This window comes from Oceanospirillum linum (assembly GCF_001995095.2).
Taxonomy (GTDB): Bacteria; Pseudomonadota; Gammaproteobacteria; order Pseudomonadales; family Halomonadaceae; genus Oceanospirillum; species Oceanospirillum linum.
The window spans coordinates 42,700-65,453 of the sequence record NZ_MTSD02000001.1; the positions used below are offsets into that span (position 1 = coordinate 42,700).

Genomic DNA, 22,754 nt, shown 5'->3' on the forward strand with positions numbered 1-22,754 from the left:
GCCATGATCAATCGCCTGCCTTTTTATCTGCTGATTACTGCCCTGGTTCTGATCGGTACAGCCTTCAGCCTCTATCGCCATGCGGTCTATGGTGTACCCTGGCTTCCTGGCGAACAACGTCAGCAGTGGGAGGTAGAAGCCCGTATCGAGTTTATTGCTAATGGTGATCCGGCAAAGGTCACCATGGCAATACCCGGAGATCAAAGCAACTTTATCCTGACCGATGAAAGCAGCTCCTCACAAGGCTATGGTGTTGCCTTGCTCGATGACGGCCATCAGCGCCGCGCAGAGTGGTCAACACGCAGTGCAAAGGATCAGCAGCTGATCTATTACAAAGCACGGTTTCTGGTTGATGCCAGTGCCCAACATAAGGTTCTTGCTCCTACAGAGCCTACACCACAGTTTTTTGAAGATGTCAGACAAACTGCCGCGCTTTCTATTCTGGAAGATGCACTGGAACGCTCAGCCGATAACCCGACACTCGCCCGGGAGCTGGTGCGCCAGCTGAATGATCCTCAGAACCAGAATGCCGCACTACTGCTGAACAGTATGAACCGCGAAGAAGCTCTGGTCAGCTTGCTTTCCATGGAGAAAATACCAGCCCGTACCGTTGCAACGCTGACACTGGAGGATGGCCGTCGCCGCCAGAGCGTTCAACCCTGGGTACAGGTGTGGGATGATCATAAAGAGCGCTGGCAGCTATTTAATCCGCAAACAGGCACAGAAGGTAAACCTGACAATCTCCTGATCTGGAGTTATGAATATCAAAGCCTGCTGGATGTGATTGGCGGCCGACAGTCCGATGTCAGTTTTTCTATGATTGCTCAGGATATTTCACCGGAAACAGCAACCCGGGAGAAAATCACGGCAGAGGACCTGCTTAATTTCTCTATTCACAGCCTGCCGGTTGAGGAGCAGGCGATGTTTAAAACCATTATGCTGATTCCGGTTGGTGCACTGCTGGTGGTCTTCCTGCGTATTATTGTCGGCCTTAAAACCTCAGGTACTTTTATGCCTGTACTTATTGCCGTCGCCTTTGTGCAGACAGAACTGGCCCCCGGTATTATCGGCTTTCTGCTGATTGTTGGCACCGGGCTAATGATCCGCAGCTATCTGTCCCATCTGAACCTGTTACTGGTGGCACGTATCTCCGCCGTCATTATCGCCGTGATTATGATCATCTCAGTATTCACTGTTATCGCTTATCGCGTGGGACTTCTGGAGGGTCTGAGTATCACCTTTTTCCCGATGATCATCCTCTCCTGGACCATTGAACGTATGTCCATTCTCTGGGAAGAAGAAGGTGCAAAAGAGGTCTTCGTACAGGGGGGAGGCTCTCTCTTTACCGCTGTGCTTGTCTACCTGGCGATGACCTCCGAATTGATCCGCCACCTGACCTTTAACTTTGTCGGGCTGCAGCTGATCATTCTGGCCCTGATTCTGCTACTGGGTAACTACACAGGTTACCGCCTGAGCGAGCTGCGCCGCTTCCGCCATCTGGCTAAGCCGTCACAGGACTGATCCATGAGAATACGCCAACACATCAGCCAGACGCTATCTTGCGTAACAGACTGGCTGCAACTGCCTAAACAGTTGCGCCAGCAGGGCATTCTTGGCATGAATCAGCGTAACCATAGCTTTATCAGTCGCTATAACGACCGGGCAAAATATCCCTTAGTGGATGACAAGCTGAAAACCAAGCTGATCGCTGAGCAAGCCGGGGCAACGGTGCCTGAGCTGATTGGCGTTATCGAAAGCCAGGTCCATGTTCGCAAGATTCATCAGATGGTCGAAAACTGGCCGGGATTTGTTATCAAACCTGCTCAAGGCTCCGGTGGCAAAGGCATTCTGGTGGTCACATCCCATAAAGAAGGCTGTTACACCAAACCTTCCGGTGCGGTAGTCAGTCGCCAGGATGTCGAGCGGCATATTACCAACACTCTGGCCGGGCTCTTCTCACTGGGGGGCAAGAATGATGTCGCCGTCGTGGAAAACCTGATTGAGTTTGACGAAAGCTATGCTGACTTCAGTTACGAAGGCGTTCCGGACATTCGCGTTATCGTATTTCACGGTTATCCGGTGATGGCGATGATGCGCTGCTCCACTGCAAGCTCTGATGGTAAGGCCAACCTGCACCAGGGGGCCGTGGGTGTCGGACTGGATATTGCAACCGGAAGGGCTGTTCGGGCCGTACAGTTTGATCACCCCATCACCCAACACCCGGACACTCTGTGCCCTCTCGATCAATTGGAGATCCCGGACTGGGAACAACTGTTAGTTCTGGCAGCCAGCGCCTGGGAGATGACAGGCCTGGGCTATATCGGCACCGATATGGTCATCGACAAAAGCCGTGGCCCCATGGTGCTGGAACTCAACGCCCGTCCCGGACTTGCGATTCAGACCGCCAATGGCGCTGGCCTGCTTCCTCGACTGCAAACGATAGAAGCTCTCAGGCAACAAGGTGCCATTCATCACTCGCCGGAAGAGCGGGTTGCACTATGCCGGGAGCTTTTTGCCAACTAAGGGTGATCCGGCAGGCAAGACTCCGCAGATTAATCCGCTTTCTGAAACTTATGAGAACCTGCTACATGCGTCATCAGGTATTCCGGCTCACCAGTATGAGGGTCTGTTTGCCGACGCTCAATTTCAAAACCCTGAGCAACATAGAAGTCGATGGCACGCTGATTAGCTTTATAAACGGTCAACGACAAACGCGTCCGGTTGAAAGCTATCGCATGATGTAACAACGCCTTACCCTGCCCTCTGCCCTGAAAATCAGGATGGACAAAAAGCGCCGCCAGCGAATTATCATACAAAGCAGAAAATCCGGTAATCTGCCCGGTGTCATCATCAGTACAGACAAAAACCTTAGATGCCGGCAGATAGACCTCAGCCATTTCCGGCAACTGATCCTGCCAGAAAGCTTCAGAGATAAAGCTATGTGCTTTAACCGATGCGGTCAACCAGATATCCAGTACCGCCTGCATATCATCCGGCCGACCTGCGCGAATCGTATTCATATAATCTGTTGCGCCCATTAAACGCCCCATAAAAAAGACTTCATAATGACCATATCAGCACCACACTGACACGACTTTATCTGAAACAAACAGGCCACCGGGACAGCAGTGTTCCATCCGCACCTGAACAAGAGCGCGCAAGTTTATACGCCAAGAAACTCTGAAACAAATCTTTCACGGTTCTCACCCACATAATCCAAAAATGCCTGCATCGCGGGTGTCGGGTGCTTCGCCTGAGGGTGTACCACGCAAAAGTCACGCCTCAATGGGAACCCCTCAAGAGCCACCTCTTGCAACCGCCCTAATTCAAGCTCTGCCGGAATACTCAGTCTTGGCAACACCCCAACCCCCAGACCCGCAATTACACCGTGTTTAACCGAGTCATTTGACCCCAGTTCCATACCCGGCTTAAACCTCAAGCGCTTCTGCTGACAATGCTGCTCCAAAGCCAGACGGCTACCTGAGCCGGGCTCCCGGACCAGAAGATGACTATCCAGAAATCGCTGGGGGGAAACCCGATCCAGTGACAACAGGGGATGCCCTTCAGGTACAACAGGAACCAGCTCATTATCAAGAAATGGCAACGACACCAGAGCCCGGTCAACAGGCACCATACCCATAATGATCAGATCATCAGTATTCTCATGTAGTCGCTGCAGTGCTGTTGCCCGGTTCACCACCTTTACACTGACATTGATCTTGGGGTGAAGATTCAGAAACCCCTTCAGCAGATAGGGCACCATATATTGCGCCGTACTCACCGCCACCAGCCGCAGCTCCCCGGCAACATTTCCTTTTAACGCCCCCAGATCAGTCTGAAGATTGGAAAGCTCAATAAAAATATGATTAATGCTGTCGGCTAAACGCTCCGCCGCAGCCGTACTGAAAAGCCTGCGGCCCACATATTCAAACAGAGGCTGATCCACCGCTTGTTCCAGCTGACGCACCTGACTGCTCACCGCAGGCTGCGTCAGGCCAAGCAACTCTCCCGCCTTACTGTAACTGCGCTGCTCATAAACAGCTTTAAAGACCTGCAACTGACGGAATATCAGCCTTCCCGTCAGCTTGTGTACCGATAACGGCATGCTTCACCCTTAAACGACCATATGTAAACAACCAAGTATAAACAAAAGCTTATAGGTAAACGAAAAAATATCAATTTTACCTTATCTGTAAAGCACTCTAATCTTGCACCACTTCTGGAGACAGATCATGCCCTTGTCTGACGGCACGGATCGGTTTTCAGTAATAGCACAATCGGCCAGAGTTTAAGGCACGTTTCGGAGCAGGGTTTAGCGACTTTCTGAAATAAGCCTTTTACTCAGGCCTTTTTTTTATCGAGACCCTGCCCATGTTTTTTTCAGTCATCGGCAAGCACTCCGCTGCTGATATTTACGATTCAGACAACTCAGAGCCGACTCCGCTTGCATGCTATCCCATTTGGGGCCTGCTCACGTATTAGCGCCGTTGATGTTTAAGGGAGGGGGATTGAAGGGCTACAGAGTTTTAAGCCGTAGCCAAAGAGTTTTTCTTTACAAGAAATGAAGCGATAAGCCAGTTATTGGCCGATACGTGACCGGCGCACACCTCGGGTGTACTTTTCTTTTTCGAGAATAGAACCCGCATCAACGGTACCCAGCGGCGTGTTTTCATCACGCTCTAACTGACCATCCGCAATCAGTGATAGGTAGCGAGAACAACAAACACGTAAAAACGATGTAAAGTTGCCAATATCATGCTCAGCATCCAGAGATTCCAGGTACAGCTTGCTGATCATTTGTCCCACCGTCATGCTATCGCGATGTACCACCTCCTCAAGTATTTCCCAGAAAAACTCTTCCAAACGAATGGAAGTCACCACGCCATCAATACGTAATGATTTAGTTCGACTGGACCACAGATGACTATCTGCATTAATGAAGAGCTGGCACATACGCAACACCTTTTAGTTAAAACAAAGCAACAAACTGCCTTAGCATAGCAGGATGTGCCGGCCATGCCGGTGCTGTGACAAGCTTACCATCCGTGACAGCACCATCCATCGGCAGCTCAACATAGGTTGCTCCGGCCATGTTAACTTCTGGCTCACAGGCAGGATAAGCAGAGACCTGCTTACCTTCGATCACATTGGCCGCCGTTAATAACTGTGCACCATGGCAGATCGCAGCAACCGGCTTATCTGCCTCAAAAAACTGCCGGATCAGCCGGATAACAGCTGGATTGAGTCTTAGGTACTCAGGGGCTCGTCCGCCAGGTAAGTATAAGGCATCGTAATCACTCATTTTAACGCTTTCAAAATCAGCATTTAAAACAAAGTTATGCCCGCGCTTCTCGGTATAAGTCTGATCGCCTTCAAAGTCATGGATAGAGGTTGAAATTGTATCGCCAGCTTTCTTGTCCGGGCAGACCGCGCTGACATCATGCCCCATTGCAATTAAGGCCTGGAAGGGCACCATGTTTTCATAATCTTCAACAAAGTCACCGGTAATCATCAGTACTTTAGCCATGTTTATTCTCCTTATTAAAATAGATTATGGCGGCTCTAGTGAATCATAATCAGCCCTACAAGGTGTAATAAGGGAATACTACGCCGTAATCTTCACCTGCCCACAACCCAACCGTACTGATATAAACTCAGCTCTGCATATGGTCATCCTTCACAAACCAAGGTGACCTGACAGGCGGCAGGCTCAAAACAAAACCCGATTGAGAGAACCGGAAGACTCCTTCAAATCTATCTGCTCACGGCCCGGCTGTTTAATATAGTCGAGAAAGGCACTGGCCACTGGAGATAGCGGTTTATCCTTCAACCAGGCCAGATACCAGTGGGTTACGATCGGCAGCTGCTCCACATTAAGCACCGCCAACCCCTGCTGCTCACCAAATGCCAGGGTATGCTCTGACAGCACAGAAACCCCCAGACCTGACATCACGGAGTGTTTGATCGCTTCATTACTCTCAATGGTCATACGTATATTAGGTGCCATACCTAAGCGGCTCAGGTGAACCTCAATGGCATGGCGGGTTCCCGAGCCTTCCTCACGCATCAAAAATGGGGCCCGACAAAAAGCCTCCAACGAAACCAGCTGCTCAGGCGCACCAGCTGCCAGAGGATGATCCAGGGGTGAAATCGCCTGCAACCTGTTAGGCAGAAGAGCCATCATATCCAGCTTGTCACTATCCGGTGGATGACTGAACACATAGAAGTCATCTTCCCCGGAGCGGAGCCGTTGAATAATCTGTTGCCGATTCCCCACATGGAAACGGCCATCAATCTGAGGAAATTTTCGGCTAAAATCACCGATCAGATGGGGAATAAAGTATTTTGCCGTGGTCACAATAGCCAGGCTCAAAGTACCTGCCATCAGCCCTTTCAGGCCTGCCAGCTGCATATCAAGGCGTTCAAAACAGCCCAGCACCTCAATGGCCGTTTTAACCGCTGCCTCCCCTGCCTCTGTCAGATTCAGCTTTCGCCCAACCTGATAATAGAGCGGCATCGACATTCCCTCTGACAGCTTCCTGAGCTGCATAGAAACCGTTGGCTGCGTCAGGTGCAGTTTTTTAGCTGCACCACTAATACTGCCTGAATGATAAACCGCCAATAAAATCTCTAACTGGCGCAAAGTCCCTACCCTGGCCTGAGTTCTGGACTCTTTCACAACCCTCTCCTCTAACAGATCCAGGCAACAACAGCTGCTTCCGGACGATAAAAACGCTCAAACCACATGTTAGATAAATATCTATACAATAACTAGATAATATCTATTTTTATCTATCCTCTGCCTAATAGACAATGTCACCACAAATTACAGATTGCACTTTTCCGCTTCAGTCAATGCGGTAAAGACTAAGCTAAATGAAGAAACGGCACCTGAGCGACAGGCCGGTGCTGCCCTCGAATAAGATAATAACAACCCCTGGAGATGGCTCAGCGTGGATAAAATTGTTAAGGGCGTGCTAAATTTCCGCCAAAATGTGTACCCCGAGCATAAAGATCTGTTTGGTACTTTGGCTTCCGGCCAAAGCCCGGACGTTCTTTTTATTACCTGCTCTGATTCCCGTATCGACCCAAACCTGATGACGGGAACGGTCCCCGGCGACCTTTTTATCTGTCGTAACGCCGGCAATATTATCCCGCCGCACAGCAATGAGACGGGGGGCATGACCGCTTCTGTAGAATACGCCGTTGCTGTTTTAGGGGTTCGCCACATCATCATCTGTGGCCATACCGACTGCGGTGCCATCAAAGGTGCTCTGAATATGAACGCCCTGGACGGCCTGCCCCATGTTAAAGAGTGGCTTGGCCACTGCCGGTCTGCCATGGAGATTGTGCGCGAACGCCACGATATCGGCCACAGCGAATGTATCGGACACGAGCACCTGGACGAAGCCATTGAGCAAAACGTGCTGCAGCAAGTTCAGCATATCCGTACTCACCCGGCTGTCGCCGCCAAGCTGGCGACAGGCAAGATTGATATCCATGGCTGGATCTACAATATCAAAACCGGTGGCGTACGCTGCTGCAACCATAACGATGCTGAATTCCACGAGTTCGAACAACAGTACGCCACTGTGATTGAGCGGATTCAGGACTGACCTGATATCGCTGAACCCCATCGGGAACAGGACAGCGCCTGTTCCCGCTTTAACCTGCAAACAGAATAATTTTTATCTCTTCCCGAATTAAGGCATAATAGTGCGCCTCTTTTTCGCTGAACCAGCCACACTGTCAGGGTATCTTAAAACCTGCCAGACGACAGGCCGCCCACTAGGGCCGGTTGGTTATGACAAACAGCTTTATTTTCAGCCCGTACTTTATGTCAGCGACCTTATCCAAGATGGATCAGGTCTTGCTGCTATTGTTTTTAAAGTTTCTTAACTCTTAAAAAAAGAGTTCTGAATAAAGAGACTTAAGAACGGGTTGCTGGTCGGGCTGCACTATAAAAACGGAGAGCTACCGTAATGAAATTTGCTAAAGTCACCATCGTAATGGGTTCTCAGTCCGACTGGGCCACCATGCAGGAAGCCATCAAACCGCTTGAAGCACTGGGTGTTGAATATGTTGCAGGTGTTGTTTCTGCCCACCGAACCCCACAGCGACTGGTTGAGTTTGCAACCCGTGCCCACGAAGAAGGTACCGAAGTTATTATCGCCGGTGCCGGTGGTGCAGCTCACCTGCCGGGCATGATCGCCGCTGAAACTCACTTGCCGGTTGTGGCCGTGCCTGTTGCCAGCCGACATCTTAAAGGTATGGATAGCCTCCTCTCTATCGTACAGATGCCACGGGGTGTTGCCGTGTGCACTCAGGCGATTGGTGAAGCGGGTGCTTATAATGCAGGCCTGATGGCTGCTCAGATGCTGGCGATGAAAGACGAGGCTCTGCGTGAGCGCCTGATCGCCTTCCGTAAAAAGCAGACAGACGGCGTGGCCTTTGAACTGGTCACCGATTGATTTTCTGCAGCGGGCGCCCCGGCACCCGCCTGTGGCTAAGGTCTGATAAAACAGGCCCCTGGCCACCATGATTAAGGTTTTAGAATGCAAAGCATGAGTCATCATGCAAGTTTGAGGATTAACGTATGAAAGTTGCCGTTGTCGGTAGCGGCCAATTGGCCCGCATGATGGCGTTGTCAGCCTGGCCTATGGGCATCCGGTTCAGCTATCTGGTGCAGCAGGGGGATTCTCTTGATCCGATTACAAGCCTTGGCGATGTGATCTACGATGAAGCCTTCCCGGAAGCAGAAGCCCTGTATAAAGCACTGGGTGAGCCAGACGTGATCACCGTTGAGAAAGAAGCGGTTGATACGGATCGTCTGAAAGCACTGCAGGCGTTCTGCCCGGTTTATCCTGATCCGAAAATGCTGGAAACCTGCCGTCACCGCGGTCTGGAAAAGAGCTGGGTAAATGAGCAGGGCGTTGATGTTGCGCCATACCGTCGCACCGGCAACCGTCAGGAGATTCTGGCGGCACTGGACGCCATCGGCTATCCAGCCATTCTGAAAACCTGCACCGGCGGCTACGATGGTTATGGTCAGTGGCGCATCAAAAGTGCAGAAGACGCTGTTGCCCTGGAAGAAGAGGTGTGTAATCTGGACTGCGTACTGGAAGGTTTTGTTAACTTCAAGCGTGAAGTGTCCATGATCGCCGTCCGCAACGCAGAAGGTGAAAGCCGCTTCTACCCATTGACAGAAAACCTGCACCGCGACGGCACCTTGCTGACTTCAAAAGCACCGGCTCCGAACCTGACTGCTGAACTACAGCAACAGGCTGAAGAGATCGCCAACAAACTGCTGGCGGCATCAAACTACGTGGGTATTCTGGCCATTGAGTTCTTCGTGACCGAAACCGCGGATGGCGGAGAACATCTGGTTGTTAACGAGATGGCACCGCGTGTACACAACTCCGGCCACTGGACACAGCTGGGTTGTATCAGCAGCCAGTTCAACAACCACATTCGCGCCATCACCGGACTGCCCCTGGGCAACACTCAGGCGATGAAGATCACCGGCATGGTGAACCTGCTGGGTGTCGAGATGGACAACAGCGTTCTGGTCAACAGCGACCAGCAGCTGCACGGCTACGGAAAGAGCCTGCGTCCGGGCCGTAAGATGGGCCATATCAATCTGGTCGCCGACAGCTACGAAGAGCTGGACGCCCAGATTAACGCCACTCTGGCAAAGGTTTATCCTGAAGGTTAAGTCTTACGTGCCAAAGCGTTAAACAAAAAAAACCGAACTCAATGAGTTCGGTTTTTTTATGGTTAACCAGATTAATCATTGCTGAAGTTGAAAAAACTGATTTTCAACTTCCAACAAGATATATGTAATTGCTACTTGAAATAAAATATAACCTATTAACTCTTCATGACTAAAATCAGGCAAGTCTGACCAATCATCTTCTATATGTTGCTCAAAAACTCCAAAGCCACAATTTAAAACCAGACTAACACACCGAGCCAGGCGTTCCATATTGGCACTAAGATCCACATTATCGTCAAGCTTTACATAACTGAATTTAAGTTTATTTTTTTGCTCAGTTAAACTACGAGCTATGCTCTCAAATCCAATTTGACACTTGATAAATTCGTCATAATAGAGTCTCAGAAAGCCATACCGACTCCAACCATCCGAAATAAACTTACGAAGATCATCTGTTGAAGTTCGATATTTTAGCTGATAGATACTGAACCGGAATGCCTCAGATAACTCAATACTTTCATCACGCTTTGGTTCCCCAAAAATAGACTCATAGCCTAGGTAGCAACCATCTGCACGCTCTAAAAGACTGTAGTATTCTTTTAGGTTCAGATCTCCAAAGTCTCCATTTAGGACATCAATCAAGTAATCAAAATAGTAAGAGTCGCTTCGACCTCGTGCCATTGAATGCTTAGCCAACATTTCTGCAGCATTTGATAACACATGTCTTAGCGGGCGTGGATCTTCGCCCGCATGTTCAGAGTTTTTATCATCGAATAAATCAAACTTTCTAGTCCAGTACTCTCTAATATCCCGCCCCAAATTGAACAACCTTGAGGTCATCAGTTCAAAGTCAGAGAACGACTCAAAGAAAACATCCTTTGCCTCTTCATGCTCACTGGCAATTAATGATTTTTCCGCAATATTCTTTGATTCTTTTGCCACTTGGTACGCTTTAAAAGTAGCAAAAGCTGCAAAGCAGGTTGCTAATGCAGAGAATCCCGCCGGGATTAAGTTAATAATATCTGTTGAATCCAACGCTAAGTCCCTTTAAGTGAATGGGGTTATTCTGTATTTTCAGCCTGATCTACTTCCGTCTCAGCCTCCAGCCCCGGCAAATAAAAGTCAAAATCGTAGAAGTGCTGATCACCAGCTTCAATACGGATCTTCATGCAACCCTTTAAGCCTTCCAGCTGACCAGTGGCGGAATCCGGCACCACTTCCAGAATCAGTTTATCGTAACCGCGATCCATCAACCCGAAATGCTGCAGAACAAAGCTGCCGGTTTTCCCCTGCAACGTACCAGTCACCTGCTCAATCGCCACATAACCCGCAGAGCCACGGGTTGGTGTCAATGCACTCAACATTTCGCCTTTACTGACGGCATTCAGCTCACCAAAAAACTGTTTATCAACGGACATACGCCCCAGCGCCATACCGTCCGCACTTTCTGACGTAATATCCAGAGGGTTGAGGGCAACATTAAATTTTCCAGTGATCTGCATAACACTATCCTTAATCATTTAGCCTGACGCTCAGGGCGGATCAATAGCGGTGATAAAATGAGACAACAGAATTATCCAAAGCACATATAAGTGCAAGAAAACTCCTCACTAAAGCTGAGCCTTATGGCCAGATTTCACCTCATGCCGAGTATTTCACGCCCCGCCCACTGATAGACTGACGACTCGATTCATGTCATGCACAATAATCAAAAAATTCTCCCTGTTAAGTTACATGTAGATAAAAGTCAGATTTTGTTTGATTTCACCACCAACAAACTCTTGCGTTAGTAAAGTCCATCAGAGTACATTCTGTGTAAAGTTTTATTAAGTTAGGCAATATTTAATGACATAGCTGCAAAATCCGGGAGCGCTAGGAGCTGTATATGAAAATCAATGGACGGGAAATCGCTCCGGAGCATCCACCCTATCTCATCGCAGAAATGTCAAACAACCATACTTTGGATCTGGAAAAAGCGTTTGAGATGATTCGGCAGGCAAAGCACTGTGGTGCTGATGCCGTAAAGATTCAGACCTATACCGCAGACGCCCTAACCATTGACTGTCACAAGCCGGACTTTCTGATCCCTGATCCTCTATGGCAAGGCAAAAGCTACTACGATCTCTACAGCGAGATCACAATGCCACCATCCTGGAATAAACTGCTGTTTGAAAAAGCAGAAGAGATCGGTATCACTCTGTTCAGCTCTCCTTTTGACGAAGCCTCTGTCAATCTTCTGGAAGACCTTAACTGCCCAGCCTACAAGATTGCTTCTTTTGAAGCGAAAGACCACTATTTTTTGAAGCAGGTCGCAGCAACCGGCAAACCCATTATTATCTCAACCGGTATCTCCAGCCTTCAGGATGTTGAAGAGTCTCTGACCATACTCCGTGATGCCGGGGCCCGGGATATTGCCGTACTGCACTGTATCAGCAGCTACCCCAGTCAAGCGGAAGATATGAATGTTTCGGTTATTGGTGAGCTGGCAAAACTGGGTGTACCCGTTGGATTATCTGATCACTCTCTGGAGCAGATCGCCCCGGTACTGTCTGTTGCCTATGGCGCATCGGTTATTGAAAAACACTTTACATTGCGACGCTCTGACGGCGGCCCCGATGCTGCTTTCTCCATTGAGCCCGATGAACTGAAAGCGCTGCGCCGACAAACAGAACTGGCCTGGAAAGCGGTCGGCAACCCCAAAGCTCTGAACGAAAAACGCCCCGGAAGCCACCATGGCCGCTCTGTTTATGTGGTACAGGATATCCGTAAGGGGGAAATACTCTCCCCTGATAATGTCCGGGTTATCCGCCCAGCCTTCGGACTGGAGCCCCGGCACTATGAAGAGGTACTGGGCGCAACCGCGAACAAAGACCTTGAACGTGGTACACCTTTAACATTAGAGGACCTGATGTGACCCCTCTTAAAGCTTTATTCCTTTACCTTTTCAGATCCGTCACCGGGTTCAGAAAAAACAAGTTTCATCCACTGGTCTGGATAAGTGGCGAACCTGAATTTGGCAGCAATGTTTACATCTCAGGTTTCTCTGAGGTTTACGCCAAAGGAGCCCGTGTCTCCATCGGAGATAACTGTGATATTGCCTCTTTTGTAGTGATCAATTGCGCGGATTCCCACCGAAAAGCCATTGGCCTTTCAGATACTATATCCCGCAAAGATATCACGATAGAACATAGTGTTTTTATCGGCTCCCATGTGATGGTTAAAGGCGGAGCCCATATCAGCCACCACAGTGTCATTGCGGCCGGAACCATGGTTGATGCGGGGTATATTCCCCCTTACTCACTGGTTTGTGGCAACCCTATGGTTGTTAAAGCAGGCTACTATGCTTCAGATTGCGCATAATCGCCCAACACTGGGCGAAGCAGAGGCGGAGGCAGCCGGTAAGGTTATCGCGTCTGGCTGGGTCGCCCAGGGCCGGCAAACAGCAGAGTTTGAACGCCAGCTGGCGGCATATCACGGCCTGCCTGCGGAACACGTCGTCGCGGTATCTTCAGGCAGCGCAGCTCTATTTGGCGCGCTGACCGTTCTGCAGGCCGAAGGGCGCAGAGTTGCTTTGCCGGCATACGCCTGCAGCAGCCTGGAAAACGCTGTGCAGCTTGCCGGTGCGACCCCGGTTTATCTGGATGTTCACCCGGGAACGACCGAGCTTAACTTTGACAATGCAGAAGCATTTGACCTGCTGATCCACCCCCGTCTTTTTGGTCTGCCAACCCGGATACCGGATCGGTACAAAGATATCACAATTGAAGACTGCGCCCAGGCCCTGGGAGCAACCTTGGATGACCGCCCTGTAGGCCGACAGACTCCGGTATCTATATTCTCATTTTATGCCACAAAGCTGATCACCAGCGGTGGCCAGGGTGGCGCAATCATGTTTGCCGACCGCTTGATGGCAGACAAGCTGAGGGACTTTATCGATTTCGACACCAGGTCGGATGCACAGCTGCGTTTTAACTTTCAGATGACCGACCTGCAGGCCGTGGTTGGACGGGTGCAGCTGAAACGCTTTTTCAGCGAATTTATCGGTCAGCGGGAACATATTTTCACCCACTACAAACAGTTGGGGCTGCCGCTTCTGGAGCCAAGGGAGGCCTGCTTAAAGGCCGTTCGGTTCCGCGCCATTATCACCCCGGATACCCCTGAAACTGTCACAGCACTGCAACGCCACCTTCATCGGCATAACGTAGCCTCGATTATTCCGATAGAAACCCGGGAAGTGCTTGGCAGACACACGAAGAAAGCATTCCCGGGCGCTGACTACAACACCAAACACATGCTGTCCATTCCTTGTTATCCATCAATGAGTGCAGCTGAACTCGATGCTGTCTGCCGCGCGCTAAAGGTCTTTGAACAATGATCGTCTCGATTAATCAGCCGGCATATTTACCCTGGTTGGGTTACTTTGAAAGAATCCTGCTATCCGATATGCATATTATTCTGGATGATGTGCAGTTTGAAAAAAACAGCATGACAAACCGCAATAAGGTATTAATGAACGGACAGGTGGTCACTCTGACCATACCGGTAAAAACCAGCGGTCGTTTCGGTAACCTGCCAATTAAAGATGTGGAAATAGACTACAGTCGCAACTGGGTTAAAAAGCACCGCAACACCATCAGCCAGGCTTATGCGAAGACTCCTTTTTATGCTGAGTTTATGCCGATTCTGGATAGTTTTTTCAGCACAGCCGATCAGTTTAAGTTTCTGGGTGAATTCATTCGGAAAAACACAGAGACCCTGCTCGATTACTTAGAAATCAGCAGGAGCATTACTTATGCTTCCGGAATTCACTACCAAGGTAAAAAAAGTGACCTGATCCTGGATCTGTGCCAGAAGTTTAACGCCGATACCTATATTTCAGGTCCATTTGGCAGAGATTACCTCGATATAAACAGCTTCAGGGAAAACAATATCGATGTGCTGTTTCATGATTACCAGCACCCTGAATATCCGCAAAAATCGACTCATTTTGTCTCGCATTTATCCATTCTGGATCTGATTTTTAACTGCGGTAAAGGCGCTGGCCGCTATCTGACCAAAAAAGATACTTCAGCGGCAAACCAACTGACAAACCAACTGACAAACCAACTGACAAACCAAAAGGAATAATAATGGGATTTTCTACTGAGTGGGAACAACAATACGCATCAAGTAATCACCTGAGTCGCTGGCCCTGGTCCGATCTTGTCTCCTATGTCATGCGACATGCCCGTCCAACCGGCAGTGGCTTTAAGGTGCTTGAAGTTGGCTGCGGTGCCGGTGCTAATATCCCTTTCTTCCTGAGCCTGGGTGTTGACTATACGGCTGTTGATGGCAGTGCAAGCACCATCAATAACCTGAAACAGGCCTACCCTGAGCTGCAGGATGCACTTCACGTGATGGATTTTTCAAAAGAACTGCCCGCAGGTAAGTTCGACCTGATTATTGATCGCGGCGCGATTACCCATAACGATACACAAGGCATCACTTCGACAATTGCCAACATCTACGCATCATTAACGGATCAGGGTAAATTTATCGGTATCGACTGGTTTTCAACCCGTTACTCAGACTTCAATAACGCCGACGCCTGCATTGAGCAAGTTGACGAATGGACACGCACCTTTAACGCCAAAAGCCGGTCGTTTGCCAATTTGGGCAATGTTCACTTTTCTGACAAAGCTCACCTGGAAACACTATTTTCCGATTTCACGCTCAGCAATCTGCAGCATAAGATCATTGAAGACGGGACTGGCTGGGAGCTGGCATCCTACAACTTTGTAGCTGACAAAAAATGAGAAAAATCTTAATCGTTGCGGCACATACAGACGATGAAGCGATAGGCTGTGGCGGCACCATTGCGCGCCACGTTGCCTCTGGTAATGAAGTACACCTGTTGTTTATGACCGACGGTGTCAGCGCCCGGGGGGTGCAGAGTGCCGCCGCAAAAATCAGGCTCGCATCGGCGCAAAAAGCGGCAAAAATACTGGGGACTCACTCCTCAAAAAACCTGTGTTTTCCGGATAATCAGATGGACGCAGTGCCCTTACTCAGCATCGTCAAGGAGATTGAACAGGTTATCTCAGAGCTAAAACCTGACATCATCTATACCCACCATGCCAGTGACCTCAATATCGACCATAAAATCACCAGTCAGGCGGTTATGACAGCCTGCCGTCCGCAGCCCGGCCTGAGCGTCAAAGAGATCTATACTTTTGAAGTGCTTTCCAGTACCGATTGGCAGCCGTCAGACCTGGCACCTTTTACCCCTAACCTGTATGTCGACATTTCAGACTACCTGGAACAAAAAAAGCAGGCTCTGGAGGCCTACGACTGTGAGATACGCCCCGCTCCGCACAGCCGAAGCTATGAACATATAGAAATTCTGGCAAAACACCGAGGGTACAGCGTAGGACTCCATGCCGCCGAAGCGTTTATACAGCTGCGCAGACTTGATAGCGACGTCTAAGTGACTTTACCTCATTAAAGATCTGTCAGGCCTAGCGACCTGACGTTTTCCTACCTTTGGCAGCAGCCCCTTTACCACCACTTTTCCCGGCAGGCCTTCCTTTAACCGCACCTTTTCCTCTGCCTTTAGCAGCTGCCGCTGCGGCACGGGCGGCTACCTTGCCGGATAATTTTCCGCCTTTAACAGCCCCCTTACCGGTGGTCGGTTTTACCGGTGGGCGTTTACCTTTAGCCGTTGTCGCCGCTTTTTTCCGGCCATTAGCTTCAGTGCGGCCGGTGCCCTCGGAGCGCCCCGCCGAGGAAGAACTACGAGCCGGACGCTTCCCTTTCCCCCCTGCAACGTTACCCTGACTTCCGCCCTTTTTGTTGCGGGCTCCCTGAGTTCGCCGCCCTTCCGGGGCTTCAGAACTGGAATCTTCTACTGATTTCAGCAAAGTATGCAGCTCATCTTCGGTCAGATCGCGCCAGTCACCCACCGGCAGACCTTTCAGACCCACATTCATAATGCGCACCCGCTCAAGCCGCACCACGTCATAGCCAAAATATTCACACATGCGACGGATCTGCCGATTCAACCCCTGAATCAACGTCATGCGGATCAGGTTAGGGCCTTCTTTAACCACAGGACATTTTTTCGTCACGGTTCCCAAAATAGGCACGCCGTTCGCCAGACCCTGAACAGCCTCATCACTGATCGGACGGTTAACCGTCACCAAATACTCTTTCTCGTGATTATTACCGGCCCGAAGTACCTTATTGACCAGGTCACCGTTATTGGTGAGAAAAATCAGCCCCTGGGAATCTTTATCCAATCGACCGATAGGAAAAATCCTATGGCTGTGGCCCACAAAATCAACAATATTGTCTTTTTCAGAATGCTCAGTGGTACTGACAATACCCACCGGTTTATTCAGGGCGATAAAGATAAAATCATCGTGCTCCGGTGGCTCAATCAGTTGGCCATTCACCCTGACCTCATCGCCGTGCACTACGCGATCCCCCACCTGAGCACGCTTACCATTGATATAAACATTACCCTGCTCGATATAACGATCGGCATCCCGGCGGGAACAGATACCGCTTTCACTGATGTACTTATTGAGACGGGTGGTGGTGTTTGGCAGCATACAGACTCATCTTAAAACGGTGGCAAAAACTGACCCTGACCATCGGTTTGATCGAAAAACAGGGCCGGATCGAAGACCGGTAAGGATATAGAAAAGGCAGCAAAAAGTCAGTGTACCGGAACAGATTAACGGCACAGGTTAAGAGATTGACGCCCGCGCCTTCTCTGTCTCAGCACAAACGTAAGCCCACGCCGTGTTACCAGAGTGAAAAATAGTGGCCACACGGACATACTCAGCCACTTCGTAATCATCTGCCTGAGCCAGTTCTTCCACTGTAATTTCAAAAACAGTGCCTTCCACCTGGTCTTCAGGATTGCCGGTATATTTCAGAATCGGATGAAGTGCCTTGCCACTGGTAGCAACAACCGCCTCATCGCTGATTCGCACCTCAGATAAGGCATAGCCGATCAGTGTATCTTTTTCACCGCTCAGCAAACGGCCAAAAGTCTCTTGCTGAACCTGATCCAGCTGTAATGTACCGTAGGAGAATAAGCGTTCCATTCTTTGATTCCTGATAACAATGTATAAAGCTGAAACCTGAGGGAGTTCCCCCCAGCCCGATCCTCTGACCACCAACGCAGCCAATGAGAAACTAGCAAAAAAATAAGTATTTCCAGCCGATAAAATGCAGTTACCCTAACGAATAAGGCTTCTGCTGTAACTTTCTTTGTGACGCTGTTTCTGAAAAATGCAAGATACCCAGAATAAACCGATTAGAAAATGCGTTATTTTGTAGGATTAATACGCATTATCGACCCGAACAGACTGCATAGCCCTCTGGCCCACACCCGTTTTCTGGTGGGTGTCTCGCTGTTCTACAATTCGTCATGATCCCATGTTAAGTTGTTAACGTACTGATTTACTGCAGTTTCATCTGAGTATTAAAGGGTTGAGAATGGAAAAGCTGGTCGATAATCTCTATGAAAAACTCGCGAACGTGGAAGATGCCCGTGCCTGCAAGGACATCAGCCCTGAGGCTTGTCGGGAAGTCCCCGGTAATTTCACCAAAACCCTTTTCAGTCAGTTTCTGACCAAGCTTGGCGATGCCTTTGCCAATCCCAAAGTCGTACTGCCTGCTCTGATGAGTATGGCGGGAGCCCCTTTTTACCTGATCGGTTTTCTGGTGCCCATACGAGAGTCCGGCTCTCTTATCCCTCAGCTGTTAATTGCTAACTTTGTCCGCAAAATGGCGATTCGAAAAACCGCCTGGGTACTGGGTTCCGTTATTCAGGCGCTCTGCATGTTCGCCATTGCGCTGAGCCTTTTCTATCTGACCGGGGAGCTGGCGGGTTGGTCTGTGATCACTTTACTGGTGATGTTTAGTCTCGCCCGCGGACTATGCTCTGTCGCATCGAAGGACGTGACGGGTAAGACCATCCCCAAGCCCAGGCGAGGACGTTTAAGCGGCCTGGCAGCCAGTATGGCAGGTGGTATCACTCTGGTAGCCGGCATAATACTGTACATAAAAGGACAATCTGCAGAAGCTGGGAGCGACGTGTTGTTTTATGCCCTGTTCATCGGCCTCGGCGGTATACTCTGGCTGATGGCAGCCTTGCTGTTTTCTCAGGTAAGGGAAGAGCCCGGTGAGACTGATGGAGGTAAGAATGGCTTTCTTCATGCCCTAGAGAAACTTAGCCTGCTGAAAACTGACAAAAACTTCCGGCACTTTGTTCTGACCCGGCCCCTGCTGTTGTGCACCGCGCTGTCAGCTCCTTACTATGTAATCCTTTCAGGAGAGTACCAGTCAGTGGCTCTGGCTCTGGGTGTTTTTGTGATAACCAGTGGTCTTGCAGGATTATTGTCCGGCCCATTTTGGGGGTTGTTCGCTGACAACTCCAGCCGCCAGGTGATGATAGCGGCAGCACTCATTGCGGCAACACTGGGCATCAGTGTAAATGCTGTCGCTCTCTGGCTGCCGGAGCTTATGGCCAGTATCTGGTTGCTGCCATTAGGCTATTTCATACTGACCATCGCCCATGAGGGTGTTCGGATCGGGCGAAAAACTTACCTGGTAAATATGGCCACGGGCAATCAGCGGACAGACTACGTCTCCGTTAGCAATACCTGTATCGGTGTTGTACTGCTGCTGATCGGCTTTGGCAGTGCACTGAGTGGCTTCAGCGCATTAAACCTGATTTTCGCGTTATCTGTTTTAGGCGTACTGGGTGCCGTAATGGCCTATGTACTGCCTGAAGTTGAGCGCTAAAACCAAAACGCCAAAGCAGCATAAGCTATGGCGTTGAGCGGCGTTAAGGACAGTGGCGCAAAAGCGATCAATCGCAATCTTTACGAAATGCTTTGTGGCCATCTTTGCTGTGCTGCTTGATTTGAGCCAGTGCAGGTTTGATAACGCTGGCATCACCTCCGGCCTCCTGCAGCTGCTGCAGCAGTTCAAGTAGTTCATCCATACCTTCCTGATAACGCTGAATATCAACAGATGCCACTGACTGGCCCTCATACTTCATCGGAATCAGTTTTTTCGCCTGTTTTGAATCGTTCAGCAAACCATTCAGATGCTGCTGCATCGCCGCCTGATCTGACTGTTTGAAACTGCTGACATAGTCCTTCAGTTCCTGTTTCATTGACTTCATCAGATCCCCCAGCTCACTGTCTTCGCAGTGAGCCGCATGGGCAAAAGTTTCAGTACTGGTTAACAGCATTAGACTGACGCTGGCAGCAAAAATAAGCTTTCGCATCTCTTTTATCACACTAAATCTCCTGGAGATTTTTATATCTATCCAAATATTTCACTAAAAATAACGACCCTATCCAAAGAAATCAATCAGAAAAATAATTCATAATCAAGCTAAATGCTGAAATTGATCTTCGGTGCAACCCGGAAGGAGGGTAGGAAAAATTCGCTTTTATTTTTTTTGCCGCTATCATCGTCTCTCGTATTAAAAAAGCCTGAAATACCCTACCTTTTGTAGGCAAATTATCTACTCGCATTGTAACTACAGAGGGAATGCCTGAACATGAAGCGTTCACCAGCAGAAGTACTGAAAACACCAAAAGTACTAAAGGCATCGGCAGCACCGAACGTTTCAGAAGCGCCACCTCTGTCTGAGGCCGGAAATTCAAGCAGCAGCCAGCCAACAGTCTGCAGACGTCGTCAACAGCACCTGACGCTTAAACGCCTGATTTTACTGCTGGCACTTTCCTCTGCAACCGTCACATTACTCAATAGTTTCTATGCCAGCTATCAGGTACAGAAAGAACAACTGATTCAGCACGAGCTGGACAGTAATTTTGCCTATGCCACTAAGCTTGCCGCCACCACGAATAACTTCCTGCGTTCAGCCCAACAGCAACTGGCTTATGCTGCTGGCGAGCTGCAATACAGGATGGATGATCATAACTACCTGTTAAGACAAGCTGACCGCCTGCGTCTGCAGACAGACAGTTTTAACTCTGTGGTGATCACAGGCGCAGATGGCACGGTACTGGCCACCTCCCCGAATACACTGGAAATTATAGGTGAGAAGCTGAGGTCTGAAGGCGCCATTGAAGCTCTGAAAAAGCAAATTCCTCTGATCAGCGCACCCTATATCTCGGCAACAGGGCGATTACTGGTTGTTATATCTCAGCCACTGTTTGATCGTCAGGGCAGATATATTGGCTATATCGGGGGCTCACTCTATCTGAAAGAGCGTAGTATTCTTAACGATATGCTCGGCACTCACTATTATGAAGATGGCTCTTACCTCTATGTGGTGGATAAAAATCAGCGCCTGCTCTATCACCCCAATAAAAGCCGTATTGGAGACGTTGTTACAGGCAACCGGGTCATCAGACAGGTTATGAGCGGTAACGGTGGGTCGTTAAGTGTTATTAACAGCGAGGGAATAGAGATGCTGGCAGGGTTTGCGCCGGTTACGATCTCCCATTGGGGTATCATTGCTCAACGCCCTCTGAAAGCAACGTTAGCCTCTCTGAACGACGTAGTCGCTCAGGTGCTTTACCGGTCACTGCCCATCACTATCATCACCTTTTTTACAATTTGGCTACTGGCAAGAATGATTGCCCGGCCACTGAAACAGTTAGCCGATACTGCCCGCACTATGGATCAACCACAGACCCATGAGCGACTGCACCGAATTCGCTCCTGGTACTTTGAAAGCGGGGAACTTAAACATGCTATGGAGAAAGGCTTTAGCCTGCTGCAGCAACAGATAGGCCAGCTGCGACATGCCGCTTCAACAGACCCTCTGACGGGTGTTTATAATCGGCGCAGCCTGGATATTTTTCTGTCCCAACTGCAAGCGGATCATACCGAATTCACTATTCTGGCTCTGGATATTGATCACTTCAAACAGGTCAATGACCACTTTGGCCATGAAGCGGGTGACAAAGCCCTGACCAGTCTGACACAGAAGATGTCTGAACTATCCAGGGATGGCGATATTATCGCCCGCACCGGAGGGGAAGAGTTTGTGCTTGTATTACCATCGACCACGCAGAAACAAGCCCTAACGATTGCAGAACGCCTGAGAATCAGTGTAGCCCAGATGCAAATTAATATTGTTGGTTCAATCAAAGTTTCGGTGGGTATTGCCAGTTCCCGTAAGAATACCTATACCCCGAAACAGGTATTGAAGCAGGCAGATCAGGCCCTCTATCAGGCAAAACACCGGGGGCGTAATCGCTGCGTAGTTTACAGGGAGCCCTCCTACGAAAAGTCCTGCACCACTGAGGAAAGCCGTACCTCACAGGCTGAGCACAACACCACAGAAGAAGCCTGACAAACGATGGTTAGCGTCACTTTGACGCTGGGGCCAGGGAAAAGGGAATTTCCTGTAACATCCGCTCCCGGGTGAAAAACAAGGTAACGGTACCCAGCTCAAAACCCCATTTTTTGATAACGGCCCGATTAATAATCACATCCCCGGGCTGCCAAAACATCCAGTCATCAAATTTAACCCGCCATATATTGTCACCGACAGGTAAGTCCATCGTATAAACCCAATTAAGAGCATTGCCGCGAACCTGCCCCCTGGCCTCACCGACAATATCACCAAAGACACCGGTATAATGACCATCCTCCCACTTAGTAATCACCCAGGTACGCTTGTCCTCCTCACCATCGTCATAAAGAAAGTACTCCTCCAGTGTCAGCGTTTCACCGTCCCAACGGCCATCGATCTCAACCTGAAACTGTCGGCGAACTGAACCAAACCTATCCTCAAAAACACCCCAGGCATATGTTTTACCCTTAAAATAATCCTCCAGCACCAACCGGGGGGCTTTATCTGAAAAGTCTTCAATCTTCATAGAGTTACACCCCGCCAGCACAAACAATGACCATAACAATAGGATATATCGCATATCCTTTTCTCTCCTTTCCCGGAATTAAGACCTATTGTCCGACTTATACGCTGGAAAGCCCGGGGCAGATCGTTTTAGTGCTCAGATCACCTGCGACATTATGCTACGACTGAAAACCTCCC

General features: G+C 49.5%; 24 protein-coding genes. 13 read left to right on the plus strand and 11 right to left on the minus strand.

Annotated features, from left to right (window positions below):
• The first annotated feature begins 6 nt into the window (after positions 1–6).
• Positions 7–1,521, plus strand: coding sequence for an inactive transglutaminase family protein (locus tag BTA35_RS00190; RefSeq protein WP_238377490.1), 1,515 nt, complete (start codon positions 7–9; stop codon positions 1,519–1,521).
• A 3-nt stretch (positions 1,522–1,524) separates the two neighbouring features.
• Complete coding sequence (locus tag BTA35_RS00195; protein ID WP_077242429.1) at positions 1,525–2,523, plus strand: alpha-L-glutamate ligase-like protein; 999 nt, start codon at positions 1,525–1,527, stop codon at positions 2,521–2,523.
• Positions 2,524–2,552: 29 nt separating this feature from the next.
• Here the strand turns inward: BTA35_RS00195 and BTA35_RS00200 are convergent, their stop codons facing one another.
• The 5 genes from BTA35_RS00200 to BTA35_RS00220 all read right to left on the minus strand — a co-directional run bounded on the left by BTA35_RS00200 (position 2,553) and on the right by BTA35_RS00220 (position 6,679).
• Positions 2,553–3,038, minus strand: coding sequence for a GNAT family N-acetyltransferase (locus tag BTA35_RS00200; protein ID WP_238377448.1), 486 nt, complete (start codon positions 3,036–3,038; stop codon positions 2,553–2,555).
• Between the two features lie 125 nt (positions 3,039–3,163).
• On the minus strand, positions 3,164–4,105 hold the full coding sequence (locus BTA35_RS00205; protein WP_077242430.1) for a LysR family transcriptional regulator: 942 nt from the start codon (positions 4,103–4,105) through the stop codon (positions 3,164–3,166).
• Positions 4,106–4,578: 473 nt separating this feature from the next.
• Positions 4,579–4,953 carry a ribbon-helix-helix domain-containing protein gene (locus BTA35_RS00210; protein WP_077242431.1) on the minus strand — a complete coding sequence of 125 codons (375 nt, stop codon included), beginning with the start codon at positions 4,951–4,953 and terminating at the stop codon, positions 4,579–4,581.
• Positions 4,954–4,969: 16 nt separating this feature from the next.
• Complete coding sequence (locus BTA35_RS00215; RefSeq protein WP_077242432.1) at positions 4,970–5,527, minus strand: DJ-1/PfpI family protein; 558 nt, start codon at positions 5,525–5,527, stop codon at positions 4,970–4,972.
• Positions 5,528–5,710: 183 nt separating this feature from the next.
• Positions 5,711–6,679 carry a LysR family transcriptional regulator gene (locus BTA35_RS00220; protein WP_077242433.1) on the minus strand — a complete coding sequence of 323 codons (969 nt, stop codon included), beginning with the start codon at positions 6,677–6,679 and terminating at the stop codon, positions 5,711–5,713.
• 274 nt (positions 6,680–6,953) lie between these two features.
• On the opposite strand from BTA35_RS00220, the gene BTA35_RS00225 reads away from it, so the two are divergent.
• From BTA35_RS00225 to BTA35_RS00240, 3 genes are all read left to right on the plus strand, one after another.
• Positions 6,954–7,616: a carbonic anhydrase gene (locus tag BTA35_RS00225; protein WP_077242434.1), complete on the plus strand. Its 663-nt coding sequence runs from the start codon at positions 6,954–6,956 to the stop codon at positions 7,614–7,616.
• A 366-nt stretch (positions 7,617–7,982) separates the two neighbouring features.
• Positions 7,983–8,471 carry a 5-(carboxyamino)imidazole ribonucleotide mutase gene (gene purE / locus BTA35_RS00235; protein WP_077242436.1) on the plus strand — a complete coding sequence of 163 codons (489 nt, stop codon included), beginning with the start codon at positions 7,983–7,985 and terminating at the stop codon, positions 8,469–8,471.
• 125 nt (positions 8,472–8,596) lie between these two features.
• Positions 8,597–9,715, plus strand: a complete 1,119-nt coding sequence (locus BTA35_RS00240) for a 5-(carboxyamino)imidazole ribonucleotide synthase (RefSeq protein ID WP_077242437.1) — start codon at positions 8,597–8,599, stop codon at positions 9,713–9,715.
• 75 nt (positions 9,716–9,790) lie between these two features.
• Here the strand turns inward: BTA35_RS00240 and BTA35_RS00245 are convergent, their stop codons facing one another.
• Positions 9,791–10,750, minus strand: a complete 960-nt coding sequence (locus BTA35_RS00245) for a hypothetical protein (protein ID WP_077242438.1) — start codon at positions 10,748–10,750, stop codon at positions 9,791–9,793.
• 26 nt (positions 10,751–10,776) lie between these two features.
• Positions 10,777–11,217 (minus strand): DUF3224 domain-containing protein, encoded by a 441-nt coding sequence (locus BTA35_RS00250; RefSeq protein WP_077242439.1) that lies wholly within the window; start codon positions 11,215–11,217, stop codon positions 10,777–10,779.
• 383 nt (positions 11,218–11,600) lie between these two features.
• On the opposite strand from BTA35_RS00250, the gene pseI reads away from it, so the two are divergent.
• From pseI to BTA35_RS00280, 6 genes are read left to right on the plus strand one after another with little or no spacing between them, the layout of a single operon-like run.
• On the plus strand, positions 11,601–12,629 hold the full coding sequence (gene pseI / locus BTA35_RS00255) for a pseudaminic acid synthase (RefSeq protein ID WP_077242440.1): 1,029 nt from the start codon (positions 11,601–11,603) through the stop codon (positions 12,627–12,629).
• Positions 12,626–13,075: an acyltransferase gene (locus BTA35_RS00260; RefSeq protein ID WP_077242441.1), complete on the plus strand. Its 450-nt coding sequence runs from the start codon at positions 12,626–12,628 to the stop codon at positions 13,073–13,075. Before pseI ends, BTA35_RS00260 begins: the two co-directional genes overlap by 4 nt.
• Positions 13,056–14,090, plus strand: a complete 1,035-nt coding sequence (locus tag BTA35_RS00265; RefSeq protein WP_160054849.1) for a DegT/DnrJ/EryC1/StrS family aminotransferase — start codon at positions 13,056–13,058, stop codon at positions 14,088–14,090. Before BTA35_RS00260 ends, BTA35_RS00265 begins: the two co-directional genes overlap by 20 nt.
• A complete protein-coding gene (locus BTA35_RS00270) occupies positions 14,087–14,842 on the plus strand; it encodes a WbqC family protein (protein ID WP_077242443.1) in 756 nt (251 codons plus the stop codon). The genes BTA35_RS00265 and BTA35_RS00270 overlap by 4 nt, the downstream gene beginning before the upstream one ends.
• 2 nt (positions 14,843–14,844) lie before the next feature.
• Positions 14,845–15,510, plus strand: a complete 666-nt coding sequence (locus tag BTA35_RS00275; RefSeq protein WP_077242444.1) for a class I SAM-dependent methyltransferase — start codon at positions 14,845–14,847, stop codon at positions 15,508–15,510.
• Positions 15,507–16,181, plus strand: a complete 675-nt coding sequence (locus BTA35_RS00280) for a PIG-L deacetylase family protein (RefSeq protein WP_077242445.1) — start codon at positions 15,507–15,509, stop codon at positions 16,179–16,181. Before BTA35_RS00275 ends, BTA35_RS00280 begins: the two co-directional genes overlap by 4 nt.
• A gap of 31 nt (positions 16,182–16,212) precedes the next feature.
• On the opposite strand, the gene rluF is transcribed toward BTA35_RS00280, so the two are convergent.
• Both rluF and BTA35_RS00290 read right to left on the minus strand, forming a co-directional pair.
• Positions 16,213–17,307 (minus strand): 23S rRNA pseudouridine(2604) synthase RluF, encoded by a 1,095-nt coding sequence (gene rluF / locus BTA35_RS00285; protein ID WP_077242446.1) that lies wholly within the window; start codon positions 17,305–17,307, stop codon positions 16,213–16,215.
• 138 nt (positions 17,308–17,445) lie between these two features.
• Complete coding sequence (locus BTA35_RS00290; RefSeq protein ID WP_077242447.1) at positions 17,446–17,808, minus strand: gamma-glutamylcyclotransferase family protein; 363 nt, start codon at positions 17,806–17,808, stop codon at positions 17,446–17,448.
• A gap of 394 nt (positions 17,809–18,202) precedes the next feature.
• Here BTA35_RS00290 and BTA35_RS00295 point away from each other — a divergent pair, with 394 nt between their 5' ends.
• Complete coding sequence (locus BTA35_RS00295) at positions 18,203–19,513, plus strand: MFS transporter (RefSeq protein ID WP_077242448.1); 1,311 nt, start codon at positions 18,203–18,205, stop codon at positions 19,511–19,513.
• Between the two features lie 67 nt (positions 19,514–19,580).
• On the opposite strand, the gene BTA35_RS00300 is transcribed toward BTA35_RS00295, so the two are convergent.
• Positions 19,581–20,015, minus strand: a complete 435-nt coding sequence (locus BTA35_RS00300) for a cytochrome b562 (protein ID WP_077242449.1) — start codon at positions 20,013–20,015, stop codon at positions 19,581–19,583.
• A gap of 267 nt (positions 20,016–20,282) precedes the next feature.
• Between BTA35_RS00300 and BTA35_RS00305 the strand changes: the two genes are divergently transcribed.
• The gene (locus BTA35_RS00305; RefSeq protein ID WP_077242450.1) at positions 20,283–22,049 is read left to right on the plus strand and encodes a sensor domain-containing diguanylate cyclase; all 1,767 of its coding nucleotides are present in this window, start codon (positions 20,283–20,285) and stop codon (positions 22,047–22,049) included.
• Positions 22,050–22,065: 16 nt separating this feature from the next.
• On the opposite strand, the gene BTA35_RS00310 is transcribed toward BTA35_RS00305, so the two are convergent.
• Positions 22,066–22,632 carry a DUF3833 domain-containing protein gene (locus tag BTA35_RS00310; protein WP_077242451.1) on the minus strand — a complete coding sequence of 189 codons (567 nt, stop codon included), beginning with the start codon at positions 22,630–22,632 and terminating at the stop codon, positions 22,066–22,068.
• Between the last annotated feature and the right edge of the window lie 122 nt (positions 22,633–22,754).

Bases quoted from the DNA above. Each gene is read 5' to 3' on its own strand.
- BTA35_RS00195 (WP_077242429.1), top strand. From the start codon at position 1,525: ATGAGAATACGCCAACACATCAGCCAGACGCTATCTTGCGTAACAGAC.
- BTA35_RS00200 (WP_238377448.1), bottom strand. From the start codon at position 3,038: ATGGGCGCAACAGATTATATGAATACGATTCGCGCAGGTCGGCCGGAT.
- BTA35_RS00205 (WP_077242430.1), bottom strand. From the start codon at position 4,105: ATGCCGTTATCGGTACACAAGCTGACGGGAAGGCTGATATTCCGTCAG.
- BTA35_RS00210 (WP_077242431.1), bottom strand. From the start codon at position 4,953: ATGTGCCAGCTCTTCATTAATGCAGATAGTCATCTGTGGTCCAGTCGA.
- BTA35_RS00215 (WP_077242432.1), bottom strand. From the start codon at position 5,527: ATGGCTAAAGTACTGATGATTACCGGTGACTTTGTTGAAGATTATGAA.
- purE (WP_077242436.1), top strand. From the start codon at position 7,983: ATGAAATTTGCTAAAGTCACCATCGTAATGGGTTCTCAGTCCGACTGG.
- BTA35_RS00240 (WP_077242437.1), top strand. From the start codon at position 8,597: ATGAAAGTTGCCGTTGTCGGTAGCGGCCAATTGGCCCGCATGATGGCG.
- BTA35_RS00250 (WP_077242439.1), bottom strand. From the start codon at position 11,217: ATGCAGATCACTGGAAAATTTAATGTTGCCCTCAACCCTCTGGATATT.
- pseI (WP_077242440.1), top strand. From the start codon at position 11,601: ATGAAAATCAATGGACGGGAAATCGCTCCGGAGCATCCACCCTATCTC.
- BTA35_RS00265 (WP_160054849.1), top strand. From the start codon at position 13,056: ATGCTTCAGATTGCGCATAATCGCCCAACACTGGGCGAAGCAGAGGCG.
- BTA35_RS00270 (WP_077242443.1), top strand. From the start codon at position 14,087: ATGATCGTCTCGATTAATCAGCCGGCATATTTACCCTGGTTGGGTTAC.
- BTA35_RS00275 (WP_077242444.1), top strand. From the start codon at position 14,845: ATGGGATTTTCTACTGAGTGGGAACAACAATACGCATCAAGTAATCAC.
- BTA35_RS00280 (WP_077242445.1), top strand. From the start codon at position 15,507: ATGAGAAAAATCTTAATCGTTGCGGCACATACAGACGATGAAGCGATA.
- rluF (WP_077242446.1), bottom strand. From the start codon at position 17,307: ATGCTGCCAAACACCACCACCCGTCTCAATAAGTACATCAGTGAAAGC.
- BTA35_RS00290 (WP_077242447.1), bottom strand. From the start codon at position 17,808: ATGGAACGCTTATTCTCCTACGGTACATTACAGCTGGATCAGGTTCAG.
- BTA35_RS00295 (WP_077242448.1), top strand. From the start codon at position 18,203: ATGGAAAAGCTGGTCGATAATCTCTATGAAAAACTCGCGAACGTGGAA.
- BTA35_RS00305 (WP_077242450.1), top strand. From the start codon at position 20,283: ATGAAGCGTTCACCAGCAGAAGTACTGAAAACACCAAAAGTACTAAAG.
- BTA35_RS00310 (WP_077242451.1), bottom strand. From the start codon at position 22,632: ATGCGATATATCCTATTGTTATGGTCATTGTTTGTGCTGGCGGGGTGT.